The sequence below is a fragment of the Rhizobium sp. PEPV16 genome, from assembly GCF_008919455.1.
Classification (GTDB): domain Bacteria; phylum Pseudomonadota; class Alphaproteobacteria; order Rhizobiales; family Rhizobiaceae; genus Rhizobium; species Rhizobium leguminosarum_Q.
On record NZ_VSZV01000356.1, the window covers coordinates 153,208 to 160,102 of the forward strand.

Below are 6,895 nucleotides of genomic sequence, written 5' to 3' on the forward strand. Positions count from 1 at the left end.
CTGCTTCAACCGGATCGCCGCCGCAAGACCGGCAGGACCGGCGCCGACGATCACAACGTCGAATTCCATGCTTTCTCGTTCGGGAAACTGTGTCGTGTTGATCGTCATAACGCCTTCTCAAACTCTGGAAGGGCGTCGAAGAGGTCCGCGACCAACCCATAGTCAGCGACCTGGAAGATGGGAGCTTCGGGGTCGTTGTTGATTGCGACGATAACCTTTGAATCTTTCATACCGGCGAGATGCTGGATGGCGCCGGAAATCCCGCAGGCGATGTAGAGATCGGGTGCAACCACTTTACCCGTCTGCCCGACCTGCAGATCGTTCGGCGCGTACCCCGCATCAACCGCGGCACGAGATGCACCGACAGCGGCGCCGAGCTTGTCGGCCAGAGGAAACACGACTTGTTCGAATTTTTCGGAGGAGCCAAGCGCTCGCCCCCCTGCAATGATGATCTTCGCGGACGTGAGTTCGGGACGTTCGCTTATCGAGAGTTCGTCGGAAAGGTGTCTGGAGCCCTCGAATAGCTCGGCCGCCGCCGAAATACGTTCGACGGCGGCCGAGTTGCCCTGGGAGGCGGGCGGATATGCTGCGGTCCGAACGGTTATCACCTTCTTCCGATCCACCGATCTGACAGTCTGGATCGCGTTGCCCGCGTAGATTGGCCGCTTGAAGATATCCGGACCGACAACGTCGACAATTTCGGAAATTTGCATGACATCGAGGAGCGCCGCGACCCGCGGCATCACGTTCTTTCCACTGACGGTTGCGGCGGAAACGATCGCGCCGTAAGGTTCTGAAAGCGATAGGATCAGATCTGTTAAAGGCTCCGCCAGAGCGTTAGCAAACCGCACATCATCTGCAACGATGATTTTGTCCCCGCCCTCCAGTCTTCGCGCTTCTTCGACCACGCTATCGGCGTTGTGGCCGGCTACGAGGATATGAACATTCTCTCCCAGCGAGAGAGCTGCTGTGAGTGCCTTCGCGGTCTGGTCGGAGAGTTGGGCGTTGTCGTGATCTGCGATGAGAAGGGTTGTCATATGTCCGGATCCATTTCGGTCAGAGAACGTGAGCTTCGGTTTTCAGCTTCGCGATGAGCTCAGCGACAGAAGCGACTTTAACTCCGCACGCGCGGGGCGCGGGTTCTTCTGTTTTCATCACGGTCAATCTCGGAGAGATGTCGACATCGAAATCCGACGGAATTTTCCGGCTCAATGGTTTTTTCTTCGCCTTCATTATATTTGGAAGGGAAGCGTATCTGGGTTCGTTCAAACGCAAATCTGTTGTCACGACAGCGGGCAGGTCAACCTCGATGGTCTGAAGGCCGCCGTCAACTTCGCGGGTGACGGACGCCTTGCCCGCCCCAATCTGAACCTTTGACGCAAATGTCGCCTGCGGCCAGTTCAACAGCGCCGAGATCATTTGTCCGGTCTGGGCGCTATCGTCGTCAATGGCCTGCTTGCCGACGATAATCATTCCTGGTTGCTCCTCGTCCGCCACCTGTTTGACCAGTTTGGCTACACCCAATGGCTCGACGGTCTCAGTGGTTTCGATGAGAATGGCACGGTCAGCTCCCATCGCAAGGGCTGCCCTCAAGGCTTCCTCTGATTTGACGCCACCGATCGAGACAACAACGATCTCGGTGGCTGCTCCCGCTTCCCGCAGCCGGATTGCCTCCTCGACGCTAATCTCGTCGAACGGGTTCATCGAATGCTTCACGCCGGCGAGATCGACGCCCGACCCGTCCGGCTTCACCCTAATCTTGACGTTGTAGTCGACAACACTCTTAACGGTAACAAGAATTTTCATATGCACTCAGGCTCCTCCACCTGCGAAAGGATGGCACGCCGAGTCCCGCGGCGTGCTATAAGTCACACCCTACGCGTTCACTTCGACGTAGCAGGGGCCGCGTTCCATGATCGGCTCGACAATGGCCATGATCTCGTCGTAGTCGGGATCCATCGGAAGAGCGATGTAGCCCGTATATCCGAGTCCTTTCTGCACAGAGAGATCGGCGAAATAGGAACCCGCGATAAAACGGCCGATAACGTCAAGGTCATTCACTGGGACTGCGTTGATAACGGCAAGTGGGTCCGCGGGGCGTTCTGTCGGAAGTGTCGCCACCAGCTCAAGGAACTTCGGAGCTAGGTCAGCGCGCGCTTTGAGCGACCTTGGGAGTAGCTTGTCGGCAACTCCGATCTCGCTGGCTGAAGGCATACCGAGCTCGGCACTGCCGGGGATCATGGTGTCGCAAAGCCAAGAAAGCTGCGGTTGAATATCTTCAATAGTAACAGACATGCTCTCTCTCCTTTACGCGACCCTGGACGAGACGGTCTGGTCACGCCGGTTCATCGCAATCGCTTCGGCGGCCCGCAGGGCAAGTGCGGCAACCGTTCCGGTGGGGTTAACAGGACCCGAGGTTGGCATCACGCTGCCGTCAATGACGTAGAGGTTGGGCACGTCGTGCGCTTGGTTGAACGCGTTGACAACCGAGGTCTCCGGGTCATTGCCCATTCGAGCAGCGCCCAGGATATGCCATCCCGTCTCGCGGGAATCGGGCGCGGCGATGGTCTCGTAGGCGCCAGCTTCCTTGAAGGAGATGGCGGCATGCTCTTCATGCCACTTGACGAGCTTTCGTGAGTTATCATCGCAGCGATAGACGACCTTTGGAGCGGGAATTCCATCGGCATCCTTCAGGTCAGGATCGATAAGAACGCGGTTCTCCGGGTTAGGAAGGTCTTCGCCGATGATCGACCACATCCCCGATCGACCGAAGCGTTTGTAGACGGCCTTATGGAACTCCTCGCCCCAACCGGCCCGCTTGCCCCACGGCCACACGCCAATGGTTCCAAGCGGCCCTCCAGTACCCATAAGCTGCCATTTTGCACCGCGCACGAAGCCAGAGCCCGGTTGCGTTTCCGTGAACTGCTGCGAGTAGGCGCGCTGACCCGTCGGTCCCTGCCAGCTGTCGAAATGATCGTCAAATAGGCCCATCACCATTCCGTGCGGATGCATCATGAGGTTCCGCCCGACCATGTCGGAGCTGTTTGCCAAGCCGTTGACGAACCGATTGCTGTCGGAGTTGAGAAGGATGCGGGGAGTCCCGATTCCATTTGCGCTAAGGATCACGATGCGCGCGGGTTGGAAGTGGGTCTGTCCGGTTGCGCGGTCGATATAGGTAACCCCGGTTGCCAGTCCCGAAGAATCCGTTTCCACCCGCGCTACGCGGGCGCGCTGCACCAACTTGACGCCCAGCTTGATGTTGATCGGCCAGTGCGTGCGGTCGACTGAGCCTTTCGCCCCGTCAAAGCAGGCCGGGGCCATGCAGGCACCGCGGCGGACGCAAGGGTTCATCCCGTTCTGCTTGACAGTGGAGATGGCGTTGGTCCCGGGCCAAATATGCCAGCCCAGCCGCTCATGCGCGGCAAACATCTTCTTGTCGAGCACGCCCATTGGCATCGGCGGCAACGGAGGATCAAAGGGTGGATAGGAGGGGTCACCGCCGACGCCGGACACAGACATCTGGGCCTCGGCGCGCGTGTAGTACGGCGCAAGGTCTTCGTAGGTAAGCGGCCAGTCTTCAGCCACGCCGTCGAGCGTCTTGACCCGGAAATTGCTGGGTTGAAAGCGATGCCAGGCAGCTGCATAGATTACCGAACTGCCGCCGACGCCGTTCCACATGAATGGAGAGACGTCGGATTCACTGTCGTTGATCGGATAGTCCGCGCTGTTCATCCGCGTGTTCGGGTTCCAACTGAACACCATGTCCCGCGTCAGTTCGAATGTAGGCTCTTCAAAATTGATCGCCGTGTAGTTCGGATACTCGCCCTGCTCGAGACAGACGACCGAGAAACCAGCTTCGGCCAAGCGGCGGGCAGCGATCGCGCCGCTCGGCCCCGAGCCGACGATCGCGACGTCGTACGTTTCGTGTGATGTGGTTGTCATTGGCTCCTCCTCGAGCATGCAGTTGAAAACTGCCCTCCCGCATTCGGTCGCGAACCGCCGCGACTGCGAATTGCGTCATCCGGTTTTTTGAGCGCCATCATCTAGCGCACCTAGCGAAGCCGCTTCCCGCGGCCTGGACAGACTGGATGCCGTTTCCAGGCGTTACAAAAAGACGCTTGCTTGGAGGTGAGTAGACACAATCCACACGATGGCGGGCAACATCGTTTGCATAATGGCTGCTATTGCGTCGGCGTATGGCCGCTCTGTGAGCTAGCCACCGTCGCGCTTCGCTAAAGGGTTACAGCATTTCGTTTTGCGCAATACGATCAATGGCTCAGACGAAACTCTCGCCTTTCGTCAAGCCCTCACTTCCGGTTTCTGGGCCACGCGGCCAAAGGATATCCGAATAACCAAACCCCCACGCGGCAGGGGTCGGACGGGGGGTTGGTCTTAATGCGATTGACGATGGATCCGGGTCAGGTTCGACTACCAATCCTTTTCTGAAGGGCGTCGAGGAGAACAGCGGCGATGATGATCGATCCGGTTGCGAAATCCTGCCAGAAGATGTCGATGCGGGCGAGGTTCATGAAGTTTCGGATTAGGGCGATGACGACCACGCCGATGATGACCCGCATGATGTTGCCTTGGCCACCGCCGAGACTGACGCCGCCGATGACAACCGCAGCAATCACCTCGAATTCGAGGCCCCTGGCCGTGTCGGCCTGAATGGCCCCTATGCGGGCAAGCAGAATGTTTCCAGCAAACGACGCCGCCAGACCGCAAAGCATCAGGCAAATGATCTTTGTCCGTTTAACGCTAATGCCAGACAGCGCGGCAACGACGCGATTTGCCCCGATTGCGTAGACCTTCTTGCCGAAGGCAGTCTGAGTAAGCAGTACCCAGCCGAAGACGATTGTCCCAACCGCGATGATGAAAGGGAGGGGAATTCCAAGCGGACGGGCAAGTCCGATTACCCGAAACGCGGGTGGCAGGTCCGATATTACCTGCCCGCCCGTGACCACGAATGCGAGACTTCGAGCGATCATCATCGTGCCGAGCGTCGTAATAAAGGAGGGAATACCGCCATAAGTGACGATAAGTCCCGCAAACAAGCCGAACAGCGGTCCGATGAACAATGATACGAAGATCGCCGGGACGAAACCCAGTTGCGGCATGAGACTAGCAGAGACGGCAGCCGTAAGGGCGAGTACCGCTCCGACAGAGATGTCAAACTCGCCGTTGATCATCACAATGGTCATGCCTGCGGCGACGATGAGCGCCGGCGACATCTGTGCCATCAGGTTTTGGATGTTGATCACTGACATGAAGCGCGGTGATATAAGCGACATGATAATCACCAGTACCAGAAGTACTGCCACAGACTGGATCAAGCCATACGATCGCCGGAGAGTATCCTTCCAGTTCGCGCCTGCATTTTCTGTAATTGGCATGGTCATGCTGCCATCCTCCCGCTTACCGAAGTTTCAAGAATTCTGTTCTTTTCGAGCTTTTCGCCCTGGAACTCGCCGACCACCGTTCCTCGGAACATGACAAAGGCGCGATCACACAGCTTCTCGATGTCGGGAATTTCAGTCGTGAAAATAATGATGCCGACACCCTCGGCCGCAATTTGTTCGATCAGTTTTCGGATTTCGTCCTTTGAGCCGACGTCAATGCCGACCGTTGGGTCGTCAAGGAGGAAGACCTTAGGATGCGTTTTGAGCCACTTTGCGATCAACACCTTCTGCTGATTGCCGCCGCTGAGCGATTTGATCGGCGCATCGGGGCCGGACGCCTTTACGCGTAGTTTCGTGATCGCTTCGCGACCAGCGGCATGTAATTCCTTGAGATTTAGCAAGCCCGTGGGCTGGCGGTAGCGGTCGATGATCGGGAGGCAGACGTTCTCGGTAATCGAAAAGTCTGGAAGGATACCTTCGCGCAACCTGTCGTTTGTGAGAAGCGCCAGACCCTGTCTCAGCGATTGGGCCGGATTGGCAAGCGATGTGGCTTTGCCCTCCAGCTCGAAAGTTCCCGTTTCCCGCCGCATGCCGGTTACGCCGTAGATGGCGCGGGCGAGTTCGCTGAGGCCTGAACCGGTCAGTCCGGTAAATCCGAGAATTTCACCCTTGTGAAGGTCAAACGAGATGTCGTTTAGGACACCAGGGACTGTCAGATTGCGGACGGAGAGCAGAACCTCGTTGTGTTGTGTGCCGCGTGCGCTTCTGGACTGCTCCTCTACGAGCTCACGCCCAAGCATATGTGTCACGACCTCAGAGATGGTCGTATCGGCCGTGAGCAGAGTACCCACCGTGCGACCGTCGCGCATAACGGTAATGTCATCGCAAACAGCGAAAACTTCCGACAGGTAATGCGAAACGAATACAATCGAAACACCGCGCTTAGCGAGGCTGCGGATGAGATCGAGGACAACCTCAACCTCCACGTTGGTCAGCGAGGACGTGGGCTCGTCCATCAGCAGCACCTTGGGGTTCCAGGTCATCGCCTTAACGATCTGAAGCATCTTCTTGACGTCATTGGGCAGGTCGTTGACCGGCTTCGACGGATCAATATCGAGGTGGTACTCCTTCAGGAGGTTAGCCGCGAGCCTATTCAACTTGGATGCACTCAATACTCCCAACGTGCCGGTTGGCTCATTGTTCAGAAGGATATTCTCCGCAACAGTCATCGTGCCTATGAGATTGATATCCTGATGGATCGTCACGATCCCGCTGCGCAACGCATCATTCGCGTTTTGAGGAGCATAGGGGCTGCCGTTATAAACGATCCCGGTTCCTCCGTCGGGCTGGTGCACTCCGGCCAGGATCCGAAGCAGCGTGCTCTTGCCCGCGCCGTTCTCCCCTACAAGCCCGTGCACCTGTCCTTTCGCGACGTCGAAATGGACCTCCTTTAGGGCTTGCAGACCGGCGAAGGTTTTTCGGACGTTGGAACACTT

At 57.5% G+C, this 6,895-nt stretch carries 7 protein-coding genes; all 7 read right to left on the bottom strand.

Going from position 1 to position 6,895, the window contains the following annotated elements; translation table 11 throughout:
- Positions 1–108: FAD-binding protein (locus FY112_RS38660; protein WP_151520497.1), on the bottom strand; the 108-nt coding region annotated here is incomplete at its 3' end.
- Complete coding sequence (locus tag FY112_RS35130; protein WP_017958443.1) at positions 105–1,037, bottom strand: electron transfer flavoprotein subunit alpha/FixB family protein; 933 nt, start codon at positions 1,035–1,037, stop codon at positions 105–107. The genes FY112_RS35130 and FY112_RS38660, both read right to left, overlap by 4 nt.
- A gap of 19 nt (positions 1,038–1,056) precedes the next feature.
- Positions 1,057–1,806: an electron transfer flavoprotein subunit beta/FixA family protein gene (locus tag FY112_RS35135; RefSeq protein WP_017958442.1), complete on the bottom strand. Its 750-nt coding sequence runs from the start codon at positions 1,804–1,806 to the stop codon at positions 1,057–1,059.
- Between the two features lie 69 nt (positions 1,807–1,875).
- Complete coding sequence (locus FY112_RS35140; RefSeq protein ID WP_151520393.1) at positions 1,876–2,295, bottom strand: hypothetical protein; 420 nt, start codon at positions 2,293–2,295, stop codon at positions 1,876–1,878.
- A gap of 12 nt (positions 2,296–2,307) precedes the next feature.
- Positions 2,308–3,942 carry a GMC family oxidoreductase gene (locus FY112_RS35145; RefSeq protein WP_017958440.1) on the bottom strand — a complete coding sequence of 545 codons (1,635 nt, stop codon included), beginning with the start codon at positions 3,940–3,942 and terminating at the stop codon, positions 2,308–2,310.
- 476 nt (positions 3,943–4,418) lie between these two features.
- Entirely contained in the window at positions 4,419–5,399 is a 981-nt protein-coding gene (locus tag FY112_RS35150; protein ID WP_017958439.1) for an ABC transporter permease, read from the bottom strand.
- The coding region (locus FY112_RS35155) for a sugar ABC transporter ATP-binding protein (RefSeq protein ID WP_151520498.1) at positions 5,396–6,895 on the bottom strand (1,500 nt) is incomplete at its 5' end. The genes FY112_RS35155 and FY112_RS35150, both read right to left, overlap by 4 nt.